The 19,422-nt window shown below is 41.5% G+C and carries 20 protein-coding genes; 10 read left to right on the top strand and 10 right to left on the bottom strand.

Annotation, left to right across the window (positions count from 1 at the left end; all coding sequences use genetic code 11):
* Nucleotides 1-4 precede the first annotated feature (4 nt).
* Genes LKO28_RS10160 through surE form a run of 3 tightly spaced genes read right to left on the bottom strand, consistent with a single transcriptional unit; the run spans nucleotide 5 to nucleotide 1,927 of the window.
* Complete coding sequence (locus LKO28_RS10160; protein WP_227694698.1) at nucleotides 5-880, bottom strand: menaquinone biosynthesis family protein; 876 nt, start codon at nucleotides 878-880, stop codon at nucleotides 5-7.
* 4 nt (nucleotides 881-884) lie between these two features.
* The gene (locus LKO28_RS10155) at nucleotides 885-1,151 is read right to left on the bottom strand and encodes a hypothetical protein (RefSeq protein WP_227694696.1); all 267 of its coding nucleotides are present in this window, start codon (nucleotides 1,149-1,151) and stop codon (nucleotides 885-887) included.
* Nucleotides 1,148-1,927 carry a 5'/3'-nucleotidase SurE gene (gene surE / locus LKO28_RS10150; RefSeq protein WP_227694694.1) on the bottom strand — a complete coding sequence of 260 codons (780 nt, stop codon included), beginning with the start codon at nucleotides 1,925-1,927 and terminating at the stop codon, nucleotides 1,148-1,150. The genes LKO28_RS10155 and surE overlap by 4 nt, the downstream gene beginning before the upstream one ends.
* 177 nt (nucleotides 1,928-2,104) lie before the next feature.
* On the opposite strand from surE, the gene LKO28_RS10145 reads away from it, so the two are divergent.
* The 4 genes from LKO28_RS10145 (at nucleotide 2,105) to LKO28_RS10130 (ending at nucleotide 5,658) form a co-directional block, all read left to right on the top strand.
* On the top strand, nucleotides 2,105-2,527 hold the full coding sequence (locus LKO28_RS10145; protein ID WP_227694693.1) for a Dabb family protein: 423 nt from the start codon (nucleotides 2,105-2,107) through the stop codon (nucleotides 2,525-2,527).
* A gap of 165 nt (nucleotides 2,528-2,692) precedes the next feature.
* Complete coding sequence (gene kduI, locus LKO28_RS10140; RefSeq protein WP_227694692.1) at nucleotides 2,693-3,544, top strand: 5-dehydro-4-deoxy-D-glucuronate isomerase; 852 nt, start codon at nucleotides 2,693-2,695, stop codon at nucleotides 3,542-3,544.
* A gap of 25 nt (nucleotides 3,545-3,569) precedes the next feature.
* A complete protein-coding gene (locus tag LKO28_RS10135; RefSeq protein WP_227694690.1) occupies nucleotides 3,570-4,340 on the top strand; it encodes an SDR family oxidoreductase in 771 nt (256 codons plus the stop codon).
* Between the two features lie 700 nt (nucleotides 4,341-5,040).
* Complete coding sequence (locus LKO28_RS10130; protein ID WP_227694688.1) at nucleotides 5,041-5,658, top strand: hypothetical protein; 618 nt, start codon at nucleotides 5,041-5,043, stop codon at nucleotides 5,656-5,658.
* Nucleotides 5,659-5,677: 19 nt separating this feature from the next.
* On the opposite strand, the gene nadD is transcribed toward LKO28_RS10130, so the two are convergent.
* The 5 genes from nadD to dnaN are packed head-to-tail and all read right to left on the bottom strand — an operon-like array spanning nucleotide 5,678 to nucleotide 9,504.
* On the bottom strand, nucleotides 5,678-6,262 hold the full coding sequence (gene nadD, locus LKO28_RS10125; RefSeq protein ID WP_227694687.1) for a nicotinate (nicotinamide) nucleotide adenylyltransferase: 585 nt from the start codon (nucleotides 6,260-6,262) through the stop codon (nucleotides 5,678-5,680).
* Nucleotides 6,262-6,831, bottom strand: a complete 570-nt coding sequence (gene gmk, locus LKO28_RS10120; protein ID WP_227694686.1) for a guanylate kinase — start codon at nucleotides 6,829-6,831, stop codon at nucleotides 6,262-6,264. Before gmk ends, nadD begins: the two co-directional genes overlap by 1 nt.
* Before the next feature lies 1 nt (nucleotide 6,832).
* Nucleotides 6,833-7,708, bottom strand: coding sequence for a YicC/YloC family endoribonuclease (locus LKO28_RS10115; protein WP_227694685.1), 876 nt, complete (start codon nucleotides 7,706-7,708; stop codon nucleotides 6,833-6,835).
* 4 nt (nucleotides 7,709-7,712) lie between these two features.
* Nucleotides 7,713-8,372 (bottom strand): DedA family protein, encoded by a 660-nt coding sequence (locus LKO28_RS10110; protein WP_227694684.1) that lies wholly within the window; start codon nucleotides 8,370-8,372, stop codon nucleotides 7,713-7,715.
* Between the two features lie 10 nt (nucleotides 8,373-8,382).
* Entirely contained in the window at nucleotides 8,383-9,504 is a 1,122-nt protein-coding gene (gene dnaN / locus LKO28_RS10105) for a DNA polymerase III subunit beta (protein WP_227694683.1), read from the bottom strand.
* A gap of 122 nt (nucleotides 9,505-9,626) precedes the next feature.
* Between dnaN and LKO28_RS10100 the strand changes: the two genes are divergently transcribed.
* From LKO28_RS10100 to LKO28_RS10080, 5 genes are all read left to right on the top strand, one after another.
* Complete coding sequence (locus tag LKO28_RS10100; RefSeq protein ID WP_227694682.1) at nucleotides 9,627-10,778, top strand: ATP-binding protein; 1,152 nt, start codon at nucleotides 9,627-9,629, stop codon at nucleotides 10,776-10,778.
* A 126-nt stretch (nucleotides 10,779-10,904) separates the two neighbouring features.
* A complete protein-coding gene (locus tag LKO28_RS10095; RefSeq protein ID WP_227694925.1) occupies nucleotides 10,905-12,236 on the top strand; it encodes a stage 0 sporulation family protein in 1,332 nt (443 codons plus the stop codon).
* Nucleotides 12,237-12,270: 34 nt separating this feature from the next.
* Nucleotides 12,271-12,735 carry a gliding motility lipoprotein GldH gene (locus LKO28_RS10090; protein ID WP_227694681.1) on the top strand — a complete coding sequence of 155 codons (465 nt, stop codon included), beginning with the start codon at nucleotides 12,271-12,273 and terminating at the stop codon, nucleotides 12,733-12,735.
* Nucleotides 12,735-13,766, top strand: coding sequence for a tetraacyldisaccharide 4'-kinase (gene lpxK / locus LKO28_RS10085; RefSeq protein ID WP_227694680.1), 1,032 nt, complete (start codon nucleotides 12,735-12,737; stop codon nucleotides 13,764-13,766). Before LKO28_RS10090 ends, lpxK begins: the two co-directional genes overlap by 1 nt.
* 231 nt (nucleotides 13,767-13,997) lie before the next feature.
* Entirely contained in the window at nucleotides 13,998-14,492 is a 495-nt protein-coding gene (locus LKO28_RS10080) for a Spy/CpxP family protein refolding chaperone (RefSeq protein ID WP_227694679.1), read from the top strand.
* A gap of 86 nt (nucleotides 14,493-14,578) precedes the next feature.
* On the opposite strand, the gene dnaA is transcribed toward LKO28_RS10080, so the two are convergent.
* Nucleotides 14,579-16,006: a chromosomal replication initiator protein DnaA gene (gene dnaA, locus LKO28_RS10075; protein ID WP_227694678.1), complete on the bottom strand. Its 1,428-nt coding sequence runs from the start codon at nucleotides 16,004-16,006 to the stop codon at nucleotides 14,579-14,581.
* A gap of 320 nt (nucleotides 16,007-16,326) precedes the next feature.
* Complete coding sequence (dxs, locus tag LKO28_RS10070; protein ID WP_227694677.1) at nucleotides 16,327-18,255, bottom strand: 1-deoxy-D-xylulose-5-phosphate synthase; 1,929 nt, start codon at nucleotides 18,253-18,255, stop codon at nucleotides 16,327-16,329.
* Nucleotides 18,256-18,648: 393 nt separating this feature from the next.
* Here dxs and LKO28_RS10065 point away from each other — a divergent pair, with 393 nt between their 5' ends.
* The gene (locus tag LKO28_RS10065) at nucleotides 18,649-19,422 is read left to right on the top strand and encodes a segregation and condensation protein A (protein ID WP_227694676.1); all 774 of its coding nucleotides are present in this window, start codon (nucleotides 18,649-18,651) and stop codon (nucleotides 19,420-19,422) included.

The following is a 19,422-nucleotide window of genomic DNA, read 5'->3' as shown; positions in this document are numbered from 1 at the left end:
CGAATCAAGCGGTTAGGAAAAGTCGCTTATCCGTCGGCGGAATAAGTTGCCGTGCCCGTGCCTGATCAAACATTTCCTGAATAGCGCGGCGTCCTTCGGTTCCCAGGTGCTCGGAATACCTATTCACGTAAAGATCGATGTGTTTGTACATGACCTCTTCTTCCATCTCCTGTGCATACGAACGGATATAATCCAGTCCCGATTTCGGATGGGCGAAGGCAAACTGTACACTTTCCCGTATTAAGCGGTTGACAGTTAGTTTAAGTTGCTCGTCCAATCCTCGTTTAATTACAATCCCTCCCAAGGGTATGGGACTGTTCGTCGTCTGCTCCCAGAAATCACCTAGATCGACCACCTTGTATAGCCCTTTCGCTTCGTAGGTAAACCTATTTTCGTGGATAATCAAGCCAAGATCAATAACACCGTCCAGTAATGCCTGTTCAATATCCGAGAAAACCAAGGCGACCTTATGCTGCAAGGCCGGAAAGGCCAGACCCAGTAAAAAATTAGCCGTCGTATACTTTCCCGGAATACCGATTTTCAAATTCTTTTCGCGATCCGTCGGTTTGCCCGCTGTCGCTAGCAGTTCCTGTAGCTCTCGGGCAAGTTCCGGGTCTTTCGCAATTAATAAAGGCCCTACTCCCCTCCCCAGCGCACTACCGGCATCCAATAATTCGTAATCGTTAACCGCATATGCAAATGCGTGATAGCTCAATTTGGTGATATCCAGCTCGCCTCGAAATGCTTTTTCGTTGAGCGTTTCCACATCGCGATATTGGACATCAAACGCTATTCCACCGGTGTCAATTTTACGATGGATCAAGGCGTCAAAAATAAAGGTATCGTTCGGACAAGGGGAAAAACCCAGCGTAAGTTTCATTATCTTAAATATTCATTTTATGGAAATACAAAAACACCAACATGCCGAGGAAAGTTACCAGCATCACGCCTTTCGCCGATTTTTCCAGCGAGGTCGTCTTCCGGTAAAACAGTCGTATGAGCACGAGGTTAATCGCCCCTGCCACAATATATAGCAGAAAGGGCTTAGTAGCGAACATCCTATCGGACATAGTGGTATACGTCGTCAGCAGGTAGGCAAGCAGTGGGAAAATAAGGCCGATAGCCATCCCTATCCAGATGTTGTTCTTCATTGCGCGTCAAAATTCCAAGAATTCAATTCTGTAATGGTATGGTGTGCGGTCATATCAAACTGCGTCGGCACAATGGAAACGTATCCGTTACTCAGTGCATACGCGTCGGTATCCTCTCCACGGTCCAGCAACTGAAATTTCCCCGTCATCCAAAAATATTCTCTACCATACGGATCCTCGCGCTCATCAAATTCTTCAAACCACTTGGCCGTTGCCTGTCTACATATCTTTATACCCTTTATCTCTTTGCTGATATGGGGAAAATTAACATTCAGCAACGTCGCTTTCTGCAAGCCATTATCCAACACTTGCTGCGCTATAGCCCGTAAATAGGGGCGGCAATGTGAAAAATCGGCGTGATGAGAAAAATCATCCAACGAGAATCCGATCGACGGAATATCTTCGATGGCCCCCTCTACCGCAGCAGACATTGTCCCGGAATACAGCACGTTGATCGAATAATTCAGTCCGTGGTTAATACCCGACACGCATAAGTCTGGCTTTTTACCTTTAAAAATTTTGTTTACGGCAAGCTTGACGCAGTCTACCGGCGTGCCTGAACATTTATACATTTCTACTCCCTCATACAAGTCGATTTTATCTAAGCGGAGCGGCTTGCCAATGGTAATAGCATGCCCCATCCCTGATTGCGGGCTATCTGGAGCGACCACGACCACCTCACCAAGCTGTTGCATTTCTTCGAGCAATACCTTGATACCCGGGGCGGTAATACCGTCATCGTTGACGACCAAAATCGTCGGTTTCTTTTTTGCCATATAGCGAATTTAGGGTTTATGTTCTTTTTTACCCAAAAAAGAACCAAAAATCGACCAACAGGAATTCATGAACCGAAGTACACGTTGTAGCGTATTATCTCGTCTATTTCTGTGGAGATGAACTTTAAACGTATGGATAAAAGAATATAAATTCGTAATTTTCCGAAAACTATAACTATGGAAAGAAGAAATTTTTTAAAATCCGTTACAGCAGCCGGTGTAACGGGAACCTTGTTGGCCTCCTGTACGCCTGTTGAAAACAAAGAAACGGCTAAATCTGGTGCTTTTGCTACCGGAACGATCCTACACAGTGTGCATTTCTGGTTAAAAGAAGATATTTCCGAAGAAGAAGAACAAGACTTTTTAAATTTTTTCGAAGAGCTCCGCAAAGTTCCGGGCGTGCAGACCTTGCAATACGGGAAGCCGGCACCCACTAATCCACGTCCTGTAGTAGATAATTCCTTCCAATACAATCTGCTCGTTACGTTCCAGAATATGGACGATATCAATACATACGAAACGCATCCTGCGCATATAGCCGCCGCGGAACAATACAGCAAATATTGGACAAAAGTACAGGTGCGAGACACGTTAATCTAATCTAGCCCTAGCACCCTAGCGTCCTAACGCGATACCTGTGCAAGAAATATACGGAAAGCATAATAGTCTTATTTGAACATGTAAACGTTTCCGAAGATACCGACTTTTACATGCGCTTTAAATGCTATCTTAGGACAATTATCAGTTTAATCAATATCAAATATTATGGCAAACCACACCATTTTCGAGAGTCGATATGCGATTGGGCCCAATGAAACGAAATCATTGGATACCAAAGGACTTCGTGAGAACTTTCTGATCGAAACCGTTTTCGCGCCAAATAAAATCCATTTTGTATATAGTCACTATGACCGTTACATGGCCGGTGGCGCAATGCCTGTGGACGGACCCTTACAGCTAGAAACGATAGATGAGCTTTTAAAGGAACCTTATTTTCTTTCACGCCGCGAACTTGGTGTAATCAACGTAGGCGGAGCGGGAAAGATTGAAGTGGACGGAACCGTCTATGAAATCGATCACAAGGAAGCCCTATACGTAGGAAAAGGAGCAAAAGAGATCTTTTTTAGCAGTAATGATGCTGGAAACCCAGCGAAGTTTTACTTGAACTCTACACCCGCACATCAGAGCTATCCAACCAAACGCGTGACGAAAGCGGAAGCAAATAAAATTGAATTAGGTTCGATGGAAACGGCAAACCACCGCGTTATCAACCAAATGTTGCTTCATAAAGTATTGGACACCTGTCAATTGCAGATGGGAATGACCGAATTGAAACCAGGATCGGTTTGGAATACCATGCCGTCCCACACGCATGATCGCCGTATGGAAGTGTATTTCTATTTTGATTTACCAGAAGACCAAGCAGTTTCCCATTTTATGGGCCCAACGGATGAAACACGTCATATTTGGATGAAAAACGAGCAAGCGGTAATCTCGCCACCTTGGTCAATCCACTCGGGTGCCGGAACGAGCAATTACACCTTTATTTGGGGTATGGCGGGTGAAAACTTGGATTACGACGACATGGACAAATGTGCGATAACGGATTTGAAATAGATTACAACCCTGAAAATAAAAGAATATGTCTGTTTTAAATACATTTGATTTATCCGGAAAAGTAGCCCTAGTTACGGGTTGCAAACGCGGAATCGGAAAAGCATTAGCAGAAGCACTAGCGGAAGCTGGCGCCGATATTATCGGCGTCTCCGCATCGCTGGAATTAGAAAATTCTAAAGTTGCTCAGTCCGTAGAAGCCCTCGGGCGCAAGTTCTATGCGTATCAATGTGACTTCGCAAACCGGGATTCACTTTACCAATTCATTGAGCAGGTAAAAAAAGATCATCCAGTTATTGATATCTTGTTTAATAATGCCGGCAACATCTTGCGTAAACCCGCTGCGGAACATCCAGATGAATATTGGGATCAGATCATTGAGATCAACCAAAACGCACAATTTGTACTGACCCGTGAACTTGGGAAAGAGATGATAGCTCGTGGATCGGGAAAAATTGTCTTTACCGCATCCTTGTTAACATTCCAGGGCGGTATCACCGTACCGGGTTATGCGGCATCCAAAGGGGCGATCGGTTCATTGACCAAAGCTTTTGCCAACGAATGGGCATCAAAAGGCGTAAACGTGAATGCCATTGCTCCGGGTTATATCGCTACGGATAATACGGAGGCGCTACGCGATGATCCAGAGCGTTCCGCGTCTATCTTGGGGCGCATCCCTGCCGGGCGCTGGGGAGAACCGGAAGACTTTAAAGGTCCTGCCGTATTCCTCGCTTCCAAAGCTTCTGATTACGTGCATGGTACTATCCTAACCGTCGACGGCGGTTGGATGGGGAGATAAGTTCTTTACCTAAGAAAAGGAGAAATGGTGCGACAAGGTAAAATATTCGCACCATTTCTTACTATCTTATTACCATGGCATACCTAGGCCATGCAACTACACGAAATGTTCGTGGCATCTTCTCCCATTTTATCACCGAATCCGCTCAAAGACGGACACGAACTAAAACTAACTACACGCTTTTTCCCTGCCTTAAGGCAACGTCATCGTAGCATGGTCTACTTATACAAAATGTTTGTCGTACTTTTTTCTATATAACGACAACAATATCTCCGCATCGACGACGATTGTTATACGCTTGCTGTATTTTCCGCTACAATCGTACGATAATGCTCCGGCATCTTTCCATCACATAAAATCCTTGCACGAATTTTTTAGGGTGTTACACGCTTTTTATAAAAACGCTTACCATAATTTTGCATTGTTGTACAAGTTTGCAAAAAACTTGTCCGTTTCTTATTTAGACTTTTATCCCCTCACGGGAGTAAAAAAACCACCTTCAAAGGCCTTTAAACATTGTTTTTATCTTAAAAAGAACGCGTTTCAAACACCTCTCATAGGGTAAAATCCTGCCAAAAGTTTTTCGGGGTACCCCTATTTTTGGCAGGATTTTTCCCCATCCGCGTCAAACCAATGTCTTATGTTTGTATCGTTGCAGCAATTAAAAAAACAACTGTTTACCATTTAAATTTTGAAAATCATGAAAAGACCAACAACACAATCACATCTATTAAGCGATGACGCAATGATGCAATATGTAGAACAGATCATCACCAAAATGGAAGCGAATGAAGCTTTGTTTCCTGATCCGGTACCGGCACTAGGCGTTGTTGAAACCGCACTGGCGGCATTCCGTCTGTCGGCCACCGAAGCGGCTTACCGAGACACGCGGGCGGTAAAAATCCGGAAAGCAAAGCGAAAAGCGCTCGTTTACCAACTTCGCGAACTATCGAAGTATGTCGATACCGTAGCACAAAAAGATGATACCATTATTCTGGCGGCAGGCTTCGTTCCTTCCAAAGATCCGGAATCGTATGCCGGGTTCATACCCAAAGCTACACGCCTTATCGCTAAAACGCAAGAGGTCGGATCGTCAAGAATTAAATTAAAGGTAGATCGTTGGCAAGGTGCCCGCATGTACCAGTTTGAGTTTCGTAAAAAAGGTGCCGAAACAGCTTGGTCGGTACAACTCTGCTCCAAATCGACTTGTTTGCTGGAGGAGTTAGATAGGTTTGAGGAATATGAATTCCGTGTTACCTATATCGGGATCAACCCGAAACCAAATTATAGTGATATTGTATCAAGTTATGTGGTATAAATTAACCCAAGGGGTTTTATCAACGCAGATAAAGCCCTTTTTTATCGATAAACTCAATAACCTTATCCGGTACATAAAATTGGATGTTTTTTCCAGCTTTTACTGCTTGACGAACAAAGGTAGAAGATAGCTCCATCACAGGGGTTTCTGTCAGGGTAACCGATGGATGGGTCTTAAGTTTGCCGCCGTCATAGCCAGGTCTAGGATAAACGATAATATGGTAATCCCGAAGGAGAATATCAGCATTTTTCCACTTATGGAAACCCGATAGATTATCTTCTCCCATGATTAAGGAAAAATCTCTTGTAGGATATTTTTCTGCCAAATGGATCAAGGTATCAATGGTGTAGGATGGCTGCGATAAGGAGAATTCGATATCCGAAGCACGTAATTTCTCTGCGCCTTCAATGGCCAAGTTGACCATTTCGAGTCGATCATACATATTACCGAGGCTCTTCTTGTCTTTAAATGGGTTTTGAGGTGAAACAACGAACCAAACCTCATCAAGATCGGTATAGTTGGCCATGTAGTTCGCAATAATCAGGTGCCCGATATGGATGGGATTGAACGAACCAAAGAATAAACCAACCTTTTTATTTGCCATTATTTAGTCAAAAAATCCAACACCAGTGCTTCTGCTTCTTTACAGGCGGTTTCCAGATCGAAGTTATTTAGTACGACATCAAACTTATCTGCATAGCTCAGTTCCAGTTCTGCCTTCGCAAAACGCTCTTGCAACTTCTCTTCGGCATCGGTCCCCCGGCCCCGCAGACGTTCTTTCAACACCTCCAGTGAAGGTGGATTAACGAATATGGCCAAGGCTTCGTCTGGAAATTTAGATTTTAGGCGCAGTCCGCCGACAACATCAATGTCGAAGATCACCGACTTACCCAGTGACCAGATACGCTCAACCTCTTTTCGTAGGGTGCCATAAAAGGTCCCGGCATATACTTCTTCAAATTCTATAAATTCGTGTTTAGCTATTTTATGTAGAAAATCCTCCTTGGAAATAAAATAGTAGTCTTTTCCATCAATCTCTCCCGCACGGGCTTCTCGCGTACTGGCCGAAATAGAGAAAGCAATCTTATCGCCATGATCTGCTAAAAGGCGTTTAACAATGGTGGTTTTACCGGCGCCCGATGGAGCGGAGAATATGATCAGTTTTCCACTCATTTTATAAGACATTAAGTAACTGTTCCTTTACCTTTTCCAATTCTTCTTTCATCCGCACGACAATCTGCTGGATATGCGCATCATTTGCTTTAGATCCTAAGGTATTAATTTCCCGACCCATCTCCTGCGAAATAAAGCCTAATTTTTTTCCGTTGGAATCACTGGCGTTTAACGCTTGTATAAAGTAGTTGCAGTGGCTTTTCAAACGGACTTTTTCTTCCGTAATATCCAATTTATCGATATAATAAATAATCTCCTGCTCAAAACGGTTCATATCCACATGCTCTTTACCGACAGCTTCATCCAAATAATGGCTCAAACGCTCTCGTATTAACGGAATGCGGCTTCCTTCTACTTCTTCCACTTGCGACAGGTAGGAGAGAATTAAATGCACACGGCTTTCCAGATCTTTTTTCAGAACTTCGCCTTCATCCTCCCGAAACTTGGTAAAATGTGTTATTGCAGTATAAAAAGCTTCCATCAACACTTTTCCCTCTTCTTCATCTACCGCATCTTCGTTTACGCTTACAACCTCCGGCATGCCGAGTGCCATTTCAAACAGGGAAGCATTGGTTTCCCCCACATCCTGTGCTATTTCTTGTAATTGTGCGTAATATTGCTTTAAGAGTGCAGCATTAATCGTCGAAGCTTTCGCCGTTTGGTCAGCATATTCAACGGACACCGAGATGTTTACCTTGCCCCGCTCAATCAATTTGCTGGCTTCCGTGCGCAATGTAAGTTCTCGGTCTGAGACAACCTTCGGTAAACGTAAACTGAGCTCAAGAAACTTGGAGTTGAGGGATTTCAATTCGACGGTATATTTGACTTTTCCATTTTCATGGCTGCCTATACCGTATCCTGTCATTGATTTTATCATATGTTTATACTGCTTTTCTACTCGCTATTTTTTCTTTAACCACCTCAAAAATAATAGGAAGGATGGATAGAAAAATGATCAGTAATACCACTGTCGAAAAGTTATCACGTATAAGCGGGATATTACCTAAAAAATAGCCGGCCAAGGTAATGCCCACCACCCATACAAAACCGCCGACAACATTGTAGGTTAAAAACGTGCCATAGTGCATTCTGCCGATGCCTCCCACAAAAGGGGCCAGCGTCCGTACGATAGGTACAAAGCGGGCAATAACAATCGTTTTGCTTCCGTATTTTTCATAAAAGGAATGCGTTTTTTCGATCTGCTCGTCTTTTACAACGCGTTTTCCAAATAGTTTGAACTTTGTTATCTGCATCCCAAAGCGTCTCCCGATCGAATAGTTCATGGAGTCTCCGGCGATCGCCGCAACCAAAAGAAGGGCGATCAAGATCCATACGTTAAGGTCGTTGGGTTGTGCAGCTAACATCCCTGCCGCAAACAAAAGGGAATCGCCCGGTAAAAAGGGCATAACCACCACGCCTGTTTCAATAAATATAATAAGGAACAGGATAAGGTACGTCCACATCTGGTAATCATTCACGATCTCCACAAGATGTTGATCAATATGGAGAATAAAGTCTATTAACGAATATACTACTTCCAAAACGGATGGTTTAGATATTATTCAACATAACGGGCATCACCAACATCAAAATATCTTCGCTGTCTTCTTTTACCGCTGGAATCAATAATCCGGCTCTATTCGGTGTACTCATTTCGATAACCACTTCACTGGAGCTTAGGTTGCTCAACATTTCTACTAAGAATTTGGCGTTAAAACCAATTTCCATGTCATCGCCTTCAAATTGACAATTCAAACGTTCATGTGCTTCATTGGAAAAATCTAAATCTTCTGCCGAAATGTGGAGCTCACTTCCAGAGATCTTTAACCTCACCTGATGTGTTGTCTTGTTAGCGAAGATGACTACCCGACGTAGTGTATTTAAAAATAACAACCGATCTACCGTCAATTTATTCGGGTTGACCTGCGGAATAACAGCTTCGTAATCGGGATAGCGCTCATCAATAAGGCGACATATTAAATGGATGTTTCCAAACTGAAAAAATGCATTGGTATTGTTGTATTCAATAGAAACGGTCGCGTCATCGGTCGGGAGCGAAGATTTTAAAAGCGTTAGCGCTTTTTTAGGCAAAATAAACGAGGTCGGTTTTTCCGACCGCACATCGGTGCGGCGATAGCGAACCAATTTATGAGCATCTGTAGAAACAAACGTAATATTCTGTTCTGCCAGCTGTACCAACACACCGGACATCGCCGGGCGTAATTCATCGTTGCTCACCGCAAAAAGCGTCTTGTTAATTGCCTCCGAAAGGATCGATGCTTCCAGCGCCACGGTAGAAACATTTTCCACTACCGGAATCTTTGGAAAATCGTCGGCATTCTCTCCACTTAACTTATATTTACCATCACCCGCACTAATCTCTATAGCCAAGGTATTGGTATCCACAGAAAATGCTACTGGCTGATCAGGAAGGGTTTTTAACGTCTCGATCAATATCTTGGAAGGCATGGCTACACGTCCTTCTTCCTTCGCTTCTATCTGCAAGGAAGTCACCATACTCGTTTGTAAATCGGTTGCCGAAATCGTCAACAAATTATCTTTAATTTCAAACAAGAAGTTTTCGAGAATAGGTAACACGGTACTGCTGCTCGAAGCGCCGCTAATTGATTGTAGTTGTTTTAATAAAATTGAAGTGGATACAATAAATCTCATTTCCTGAATTTTATAGATTTTTATATGCAATATTACACAAAAGAATCTATATTTTGTACCGGAAGATGGGTTAATTCTTATCGCAAATTAATTAATTAGTACCTTTGTCTGGTTATATAGACATGCAGTTTAAGGATATTATAGGTCATCACGCGATAAAAACGCATTTGGTACAAACCGTAAAAGACAACCGGGTAAGTCATGCCCAGTTGTTTCTCGGTAAGGAGGGTTCCGGCGGCTTGGCTGTGGCGGTTGCCTATGCGCAATATATCAATTGTACACAACCTTCGGATAACGATAGCTGCGGCAGCTGTAGCTCCTGCCGAAAATATGAAAAATTGATTCATCCGGATCTGCATTTTTCATATCCTTTTTTTGCGAGTGGAGAAAAAGATGTGGCTACCACGTATTTGGATATCTGGCGGACAGCTTTTCTGACTAACCCTTATATGGGTCTGGATTATTGGCGCCATCAGTTGGAAGCAGGTAACAAGCAGGCAAACATCAATATCGCTGAAGCCCACGATATTATCAAAAAACTAAGTTTGAAAGCCTTCGAGGCGGAATATAAGGTACTAATCATGTGGCTTCCGGAATACCTGCAGACGCAGGGAAATGCTCTCCTAAAACTGATCGAAGAGCCCCCTGAAAAAACCTTGTTTTTGCTCGTATCAGAAAATCAAGACAGGATATTGAACACCATCATATCCCGTACGCAACTGGTCAAAATACCGAAATTTTCTTCGGATGATGTCAGGCAGTTTCTAGTAAGTGAAAAGTCGGTACCGGAAGATCGGGCAAATGAAATTGCCTTTATAGCCGATGGAAATATGCAAACGGCGATCAATCTGCTCGAAGAGGAAACGCATCCTTACTTTGAGCTACTTATCAACTGGTTACGATTCGTCGTGACCGATTCTGGGCTAAATATTATCCGCTTCTGTGAGGAGGATTTTCCGAAGTTAGGACGGGAAAACCAAAAAAATTTTTTACTTTACACCATTAATGTATTCCGCCAGGTGTTATTGATACAGACGGGACTTTCCCAATTAGTGCTTTTAAAGGGAGATGAACTAGATTTTACTCAGAAATTCGGCGATAATTTTAAAAGTGAACAATTGGAAGCCGCGATCGGCTTACTGGAAAAAACACATTATAAGGTAGAGCGCAATGCTAACCCTAAAATTTTATTTTTAGATTTATCTTTGCAATTAGTTTTAATATTTAAATATCAAATGGAAATATCTAAAAACTCCATAGATCAAGGCCTTTAAAAAAGTTAGACCCGGAGTTTACTTTCGTAAATGAGGATTTTAACTTTTTTAAGTAACGCAGAGATATGGGTTTTAGGTGTTCCAGAAACGTTCCCGCGAGGGACTCAATATATAAAAGGAAAGAATATGGGATGTGGCAATTGCTCATCCGGTGGTGGTTGTGGTAGTGGTTCTACCGGAAAAACACCTGCAGGCTGTCAAAACAACGGCTCTTGCATGACCAGCGGATGTAATAAATTAGATGTATACGACTGGCTTTCCGACATGGATCTGCCAGCAAACTATAAACCATTCAATATTGTAGAAGTGCGATTTAAAGGGTCGCGTAAGGACTTCTACATCAACACGGACAACCTCTACTTAGAGATGGGCGAAATGGTCGTTGTGGAGCCTTCAACAGGTGGATATGATGTCGGACATGTATCCTTAACGGGGGAATTGGTGCGTTTACAGTTAAAAAAAAATAACGTAAAAGCAGAAACGGTTAGCAAGAAAATATACCGAAAACCGACGGAAGCCGATGTACAGAAGTTTAATGCGGCAAAGGATCTGGAATGGGAAACCATGCATAAAGCAAGAAAGCTTGCGCTCGATCTGGGCTTATCCATGAAAATTTCGGATGTGGACTATCAGGGCGACAAAACCAAAGCAACGTTCTATTATACGGCTGAAGGACGGGTTGATTTCCGGGAGCTGATCAAACGTATGGCAGAATCGTTCCGAATCCGTATCGAAATGCGGCAGATTGGTATGCGCCAGGAAGCTAGCAGACTGGGAGGTTTAGGCTCCTGTGGTCGGGAGCTCTGCTGCTCTACCTGGTTGACAGACTTTAAAACGGTTTCTACCGCAGCAGCGCGATACCAAAACCTTTCTTTGAATACCCTAAAACTGGCGGGGCAATGTGGCAAATTAAAATGCTGCCTCAATTACGAACTCGACAGTTATATGGATGCGCTTAAAGATATTCCGAATAACGTGGATCGGCTGGATACCGAGGCTGGGACGGCTTATCTGCAGAAGACCGACATCTTCAAAAAAATTATGTGGTATGCTTATCCAGGTGCGGAAAGTTGGATTCCGCTGGAGGTATCTCAGGTACGTGAATACGCGGACATGAATAAGTCTGGCCGCAAATCTCAAGACCTAAAAATTCACCAAGAACCTGTAGAAGAAATTGAGAAACCCGTGTCGTACGATTATGAGAATGTAGTAGGACAAGATTCGTTGACGCGACTAGATGAGAAGAATAAGAAGCGGAGAAAAAAGAAGCCTAAGCAAAAAAGAGAGCCGGGGGCAAGTACCGGTAAAATTGCGGAATTGAAAAAAATAGAACCGGAAGAGAAAAAGGTACGGTCCGTAGCGAGTGAAAATTCCGGCGAGCAAAAGCCTAAAAAAAGGTTCAATCGCAATAAAAATAGAAATAGAGGTAATAGAACACCAAATAACGACAAGCAATAGCTAAAAGCTTTTCTAATGGAGAATGCGCTATTTTATGAAACGATGCAAAAGGATTGCGATATTTAGTCTGCTATTTTTTCTGGTGGCCTGTGTCAATGAACCTTTTTACGATGTTTACAAATCCGTTGAAAACAGACAGTGGCATCGTACGGAGAAACAAATGTTTCATGTACATGTAACGGAAAATAGCAGGCCCTATGATGTCTGGATGTATATCCGACATACAGGCGAATACGATTTTGAAAATTTATTTTTTATTTTCAGTCAGCAAGGCCCGGGAATTCCAACAAGCTCTTATAAGCAGAAACTAAATCTTGCTACGCCGGATGGGCGCTGGACCGGCAAAACGGCGGGTAATCTGTATGAAAATAGGCTTCTGTTACAGAAGAATTATATTTTTCCCGATACGGGCGTTTATGTTTTTGAAATAGCGCAACATATGCACGAAAATCCCATACGGAATATCACCGATATCGGATTAAAAATTGTTGTCAAATAATGGTACGGTTCTTTCGGTGGTTACTTTTTCCGTTTTCCATCTTATATGCTTTGGTGGTACGGTTCCGAAACTGGGCTTATGATAGTGGTCTTTTCAAAAGCACTTCTTTTAATTTGCCAGTAGTGGTTATCGGTAACCTATCCGTAGGTGGCACAGGAAAAAGCCCGATGACAGAATATGTGCTGCAGCTCATGAAACCTTACTTAAAGGTAGCGGTACTGAGCAGAGGATACGGAAGGAAGACTGTAGGATTCCGCTATGTAGAAACGGACGATACGGCTAAACTTGTCGGAGATGAACCCCTCCAGATTAAGCGTAAGTTTCCGGATTCGATGGTAACGGTCTGTGAAGACCGCGTATGGGCTATTCATAACATCCAAGACGAAGTTGATGCCGTGCTTTTAGATGATGCTTATCAGCACCGCAAGCTTAAACCCCGCTTTTCTATTTTGCTGCTGGATTACGAATCTATGCAGCATCCGATCCTTCCCTTACCTACTGGAAATTTCAGAGAACCGCTGCGGGGAAGCAAACGCGCGGATGTCGTTGTGATAACCAAATGTCCAGATGAACTACCTGTATCGATAAAAAGCACACTATCGGAGCGTTTGCGTAAATATACCTCGGCACCTATTTTCTATACGAAAATACACTATCAGCAGCTACAACGAGTAGATGGATCGTTGCTGGAAAATAAAACTGGGATGGATCGTATAGCTTTGGTCGTAACTGGTATTGCTAAACCCCAGCCTCTGCTCGACTATTTGCAGCCGCAATTTAAAGAAATCATTCATTTAGCTTATCGGGACCATCATTCCTTTTCGCCTACAGATCTTCAGAAAATAAGTCAAACATTCGCAGATATCGATACGTCTGAAAAAATTATTATTACGACGGAAAAGGATATGCAAAGACTTCCTCCTTCCTTTGTAGAGAAACATCCGCTTTATTTTCTTCCTATTGAACAAGTTTTTTTATACGATCAAGCTCCTGCTTTTGATCGTATCGTTAAACGTGCATTCGCTTGTTAATATTTCATCGCTTCAGGGATTTTAACCATTCCTAAAACCTTAAAAAGTAGCATTTTTATACGTAACGCTGTGAGGGTTAGCACGGTATCCGGTTTGTATTTATACGGGAACGTAGTTAATAAATGTTAAATTGTAACACTTTCGATACATAACAAACAACAAATCACACTCTCAAGGAGTTATATAACCGTAAATAAATTAATAATGGTATAACAATTAAAATATTCAGTCATGAAAAAACTATTTTTAACGGGAATCAGCTTATTGTTTGCAGCCTCTTTAACGTTTGCGCAGAGTGGAAATCCAGAAGACAAAGCGAAAGAAAAAGTGGAAAAACTAACCGAAAAATTGACATTAACAGCGGAGCAGCAAACTGCTGTACATGATATTGTACTCGAACATGTAAAAGCTAAAGAAGCGCTAAAAGCGGACGCTTCACAGTCACCAGAAGCTTTGAAAGATGCAAAAACGAGATTACAAGAGACAACCGATGCGCAAATCAAAGATAAACTTTCTGACGAACAGAAGTCTTTGTATGACAGCTTAATCGCTGAACGTCCGAAAGAGGAAACGACGGCACCGGCTACACCGGTAATCACACCAACGCAATCGGATCAACAACCCACCCAACCAACTGGAACGACAGATCCTATTGATCCTGGACAAACGACAGATCCAGGACAGGGTACTCCACTTGGACAGCCAACTGATCCTATGGGTCAATAAGCTTTAAAAACAATCATAAAAAATGCGAAGCCGATGATGGCTTCGCATTTTTTATAAAATTAAACTTAAATGATAATGAACTATCTCTAGGAGGATTTCAGCTTTTTCTGGATATCCTGTACATATGTTTTAAATTTTTTATCTGTTTCAATAAGATCTTCCACGGTTTGGCAAGCATAGATTACGGTAGAGTGATCGCGACCTCCAAAAAAGTTTCCAATAGATTTTAAGGATGACTTCGTATGATTCTTTGCTAAATACATGGAAATTTGACGGGCTTGTACGATCTCTCGCTTTCTAACCTTTGATTTTACCATCTCTACCGGCACCTCAAAATACTCACATACGAGCTTTTGTATATACTCCATCGAAATCTCTTTGTGAGTATTTTTTACAAAATTTTTCAGCATGGATTTTGCCAAGTTTAGATCAATCTCCTTTTTGTTTAGGGTAGATTGAGCAAGAAGGGATACCATGGCTCCTTCCAATTCCCGAACGCTATTATCGATCTGGGTTGCCACAAATTCGACAACATTTTCGGGTAGTTCTATGCCGTCAGAATACATTTTCTTTTTCAAGATGGCCATGCGTGTTTCTAAATCAGGTATCTGGATATCTGCAGACAATCCCCATTTAAAACGACTTAATAAACGCTCTTCTAAACCAGAAAGATCTTTAGGTGCTTTGTCCGAGGTCAAGATAATCTGCTTACCAGACTGATGTAGGTGATTGAAAATATGAAAGAAAATATCTTGTGTCTTTTCTTTCCCGGCAAAATTATGGACGTCATCCATAATAATTACATCCATCGCCTGATAAAAATTTACAAAATCGTTTATGGTATTGTTCTTTAAGGAGTCTACGAATTGCTGACAAAATTTTTCGCAAGATACATAGATCACCAGCTTATCCGGCAGATTCTTTTTCACCTCATTGCCTATTGCTTGTGCCAAATGTGTTTTGCCTAAACCTACGTCACCGTATAGCATCAAGGGATTGAAAGAAGTTCCTCCCGGTTTATTCGCCACGGCAAAACCGGCCGAACGGGCTAAACGATTACATTCTCCTTCAATAAAATTTTCAAATGTATAATTCGCATTTAACTGCGGGTCAACTTGAAGTTTCTTTAGACCCGGAATAACAAACGGGTTTTTAATATTCTTATTCAATGCAACCGGCACCGGAATAGATTGCTTTTTACCCTCCGCCCCATTTCCATTCGAAGGAATATTGGTGGTATAGGGGGTATTCGCCGACGACTTATCGACGATAATATTATACTCTAAACGACCCTGCTCGCCCAAGAACTTTTTTATCGTTTTACGAAGGATACCTACGTAATGTTCTTCCAGCCATTCGTAAAAAAATACCGAGGGTACCTGAATAGTTAAAACGTTACCATTTAAACCCACTGCTTTAACAGGTTCAAACCAAGTCTTGAAACTTTGCGCAGGGATATTGTCTTTGATAATCTGAAGACAGCTATTCCAAACACTCGTACACGTTTTTTCCATTCCTAAATTGTTAATAACTTGAAAACCAATATTTGACAAAAAATTGTTTAAAACTTTCGCCTTAGACGAAGATGACAAAAAAAAACGATCAAAAAAACTAAAATCTTAAAAAAAAGATAACTCGTTTACAGTTAGGTTTTTAACATAAAATAATAGTGTTTTCTTATGTTAAAATGGTGTGCAAAATAATTTTTCAACATGAACTATTTAAAAGTACTTACGATAGCTTTTTTGCTTCAAAAATAACCCTAAATAATTTCAGTGTGGAAAACTATTCTTTTTTTTATTTTATAAATATAGTAAAAATTTGTGGTTTCCCCCTAGGATACCATGGTATCGGTTTTTATTCCCGCGGTCAGTTTTTTTACTCGGCTAACAATCGATAAGGCATCGTATTCACATATTTTCCACAGCTCTGTTTGTTCTCCATGTTCGACCACTTCATCGGGTATTCCTAAGCGGACGACGGTAGCCTCATAACCTTGATCTTTCATAAATTCTAAAACAGCAGACCCTACTCCACCGATTATACTGCCATCCTCCAGGGTTATCACTTTTTTAAATTTTTTAAACACTTCATGCAGGAGTTGCCCATCCAGTGGCTTCGCAAAACGTAAATCATAATGTGCGGGATGTATCCCTTCTTCATTCAATAGTTGTACCGCTTTCACCGCTTCGTTTCCGATAGCTCCAAAACTGAGAATGGCAACTTCTTCTCCATCCTGTAATCTTCGTCCTTTACCAATTTCTACTTTAGTAAACGGACGCCTCCAATCCACCATAACCCCGTTACCTCTTGGATAGCGAATCACGAATGGCCCGGCGTCTGGTAATTGTGCTGTATACATCAGGTTTCGAAGTTCCTCTTCGTTCATGGGCGCGGAGACGGTTAAGTTCGGAATGCAGCGCATGTAGGCGATATCGTAGGCACCATGATGTGTTGGCCCGTCCGCTCCTACCAAGCCTGCGCGATCCAAACAGAAAACTACATTTAAGTTCTGAAGTGCAACATCATGAATTACTTGATCATAAGCCCGCTGCATAAATGAAGAGTAAATATTACAGAAGGGGATTATCCCTTGGGTTGCTAACCCGGCACTAAAGGTAACCGCATGCTGTTCGGCTATCCCTACGTCAAATGCGCGATTGGGCATTGCTTTCATCATGATATTCATGGATGATCCCGAAGGCATAGCGGGGGTAATACCCATAATTTTATCATTGACTTCGGCCAACTCTACGAGGGTATGTCCGAAAACATCTTGATACTTCGGAGGCTTAGGCTGATCGCTGATCGATTTTTTTATCTCTCCGGTAATCTTATCAAACAAACCAGGTGCATGCCATTTGGTCTGGTCTTTTTCTGCTAAGGCGTATCCCTTTCCCTTAACGGTCACAACATGCAATAGTTTAGGCCCAGGAATACGTTTAAGATCTTCCATCGTTTTTACCAACTTCGTCACATCATGTCCGTCTACTGGTCCGAAATAACGAAAATTCAACGATTCAAATAAATTAGCATTCTTTAACAAGGTACCCTTAATTCCTTGCTCTAATTTTTTTGCCCATCCGTAAGCATCTGGTCCATTTTTCGAAATCTTAGCTAAAACAGCAATCAAATCGTCCCTAAATCTATTGTAACTTCGAGAGGTTGTTATATTGGTTAAGTATTCTTTCATCGCTCCCACGTTAGGATCGATCGACATACAATTGTCATTAAGTATAACCAAGAGGTTTGACTTTTCAATTCCCGCATGATTTAACGCTTCGAAAGCCATTCCACCCGTTAATGCGCCATCACCGATGACCGCAACATGCTGTCTATCCTTTTCTCCCTTATATTCTGAAGCGACAGCCATCCCCAAAGCAGCAGAAATCGAAGTAGAAGAATGCCCTACACCAAACGCATCGTATTCACTCTCGCTTCTTTTGGGAAAACCCGACAAACCGCCAATAATCCGGTTGGTGTGAAAAGTATCTTTTCTTCCTGTGAGAATCTTGTGTCCGTAGGCCTGATGACCTACGTCAAAAATAACTTGATCATACGGTGTATTTAATACATAATGCAACGCAACCGTAAGCTCTACTACTCCCAAACTCGCTGCAAAATGCCCACCATTCTCGGAAACAATATCGACAATATATTGCCTCAATTCCTTGCAAACTTCCTCCAATTCGCTAGGTTTCAGCTTTCTTAAATCAGATGGAAAATTTATTTGTTGTAATAGTGGACCTGCCTCTACTTGCATGTTCTAAATTATATAAATAAGTTACAAACTTAATAACTTATTCCCTAAACTACAGAACAATGAAAGCAAATAAATGTTTATTCCTGTTCTTTGTGATCGCAAAAAGAATCAAAAATTCCTCGCTTCGGATATTTGAAATAATGTATAGTGCAAAGAAAAAGAATTTCTACAAACTTCAAATGTCCGAAGGCGGCATTAAAAGTTAAGGGGGATAGTACAAATGAGTAAATAAAGGCGATCAATAACGCTTCGCGGTTATGCGGCGTATAACGGCCTTGCATTGTTCCTTTTTTTGTTAAGAAAAAAAGAAAAGAAAAAAACCGTTGATAGAAACCTAATTGTGGATAAAATAAGAAGCTGCTTTACCTCACATTTGTTATTTTTGAACTAGATATGGAGACGACAGGTTACGAAATCAAACTAGCGCAATTTGAAGGTCCTTTTGATCTATTGCTTTTCTTTATAGAACGGGATGAACTAAATATCCATGACATCCCTATCTCTAAAATAACGGATGACTTTCTAGATTATATACAGAAAATGCAATCCCTGAATATAGAGCTAGCCAGCGAGTTTATATTTGTAGCCTCAACCTTAATGCGTATTAAAGCTAAAATGCTTTTGCCTCGCCCCAATTTGGATGATTCGGAACACGAAATAGACCTTAAAAAAGAACTTACGCAAAAACTTATTCTTTACAAACAATTCAAGGAAATATGTGAAGAGTTGCGCCTATTAGAGGAAAAACGAGCGCAATTACATCCACGCGGAAATATAAATAACGATAATAAAAAAGCGAGGTATACCAATACAACGGAAGAAGAACTTTCTTCTTTCGATTTATACAAGCTTTTGATGGTTTACGAGAAGTTAATGTTCAATTTTACGCATCGTATCCAGAAAACTGTCCATACGGTTGTAAAATTTCCTTATACTATTGAGCAACAAAAAGTTGCTATTACACAGTTACTGGAAATGAATAAAAAGCTTGATTTCCAACAAATAATAAAAAATTCTGAAAATAAAGTCCAATTGGTCTTCAATTTCTTAGCTATTCTGGAGATGCTCCAACAACGCTTATTGGAAATAGAAATTGGTCTCGGATTCAATAACTTTTCTGTCGGAAAAAAAGTAGAAAACCGCTATGAAGCGGAATATGTCGCTTAA

The sequence above is a fragment of the Sphingobacterium sp. FBM7-1 genome (assembly GCF_020687765.1).
Classification (GTDB): domain Bacteria; phylum Bacteroidota; class Bacteroidia; order Sphingobacteriales; family Sphingobacteriaceae; genus Sphingobacterium.
This window is presented reverse-complemented; position numbering and strand designations above follow the sequence as displayed.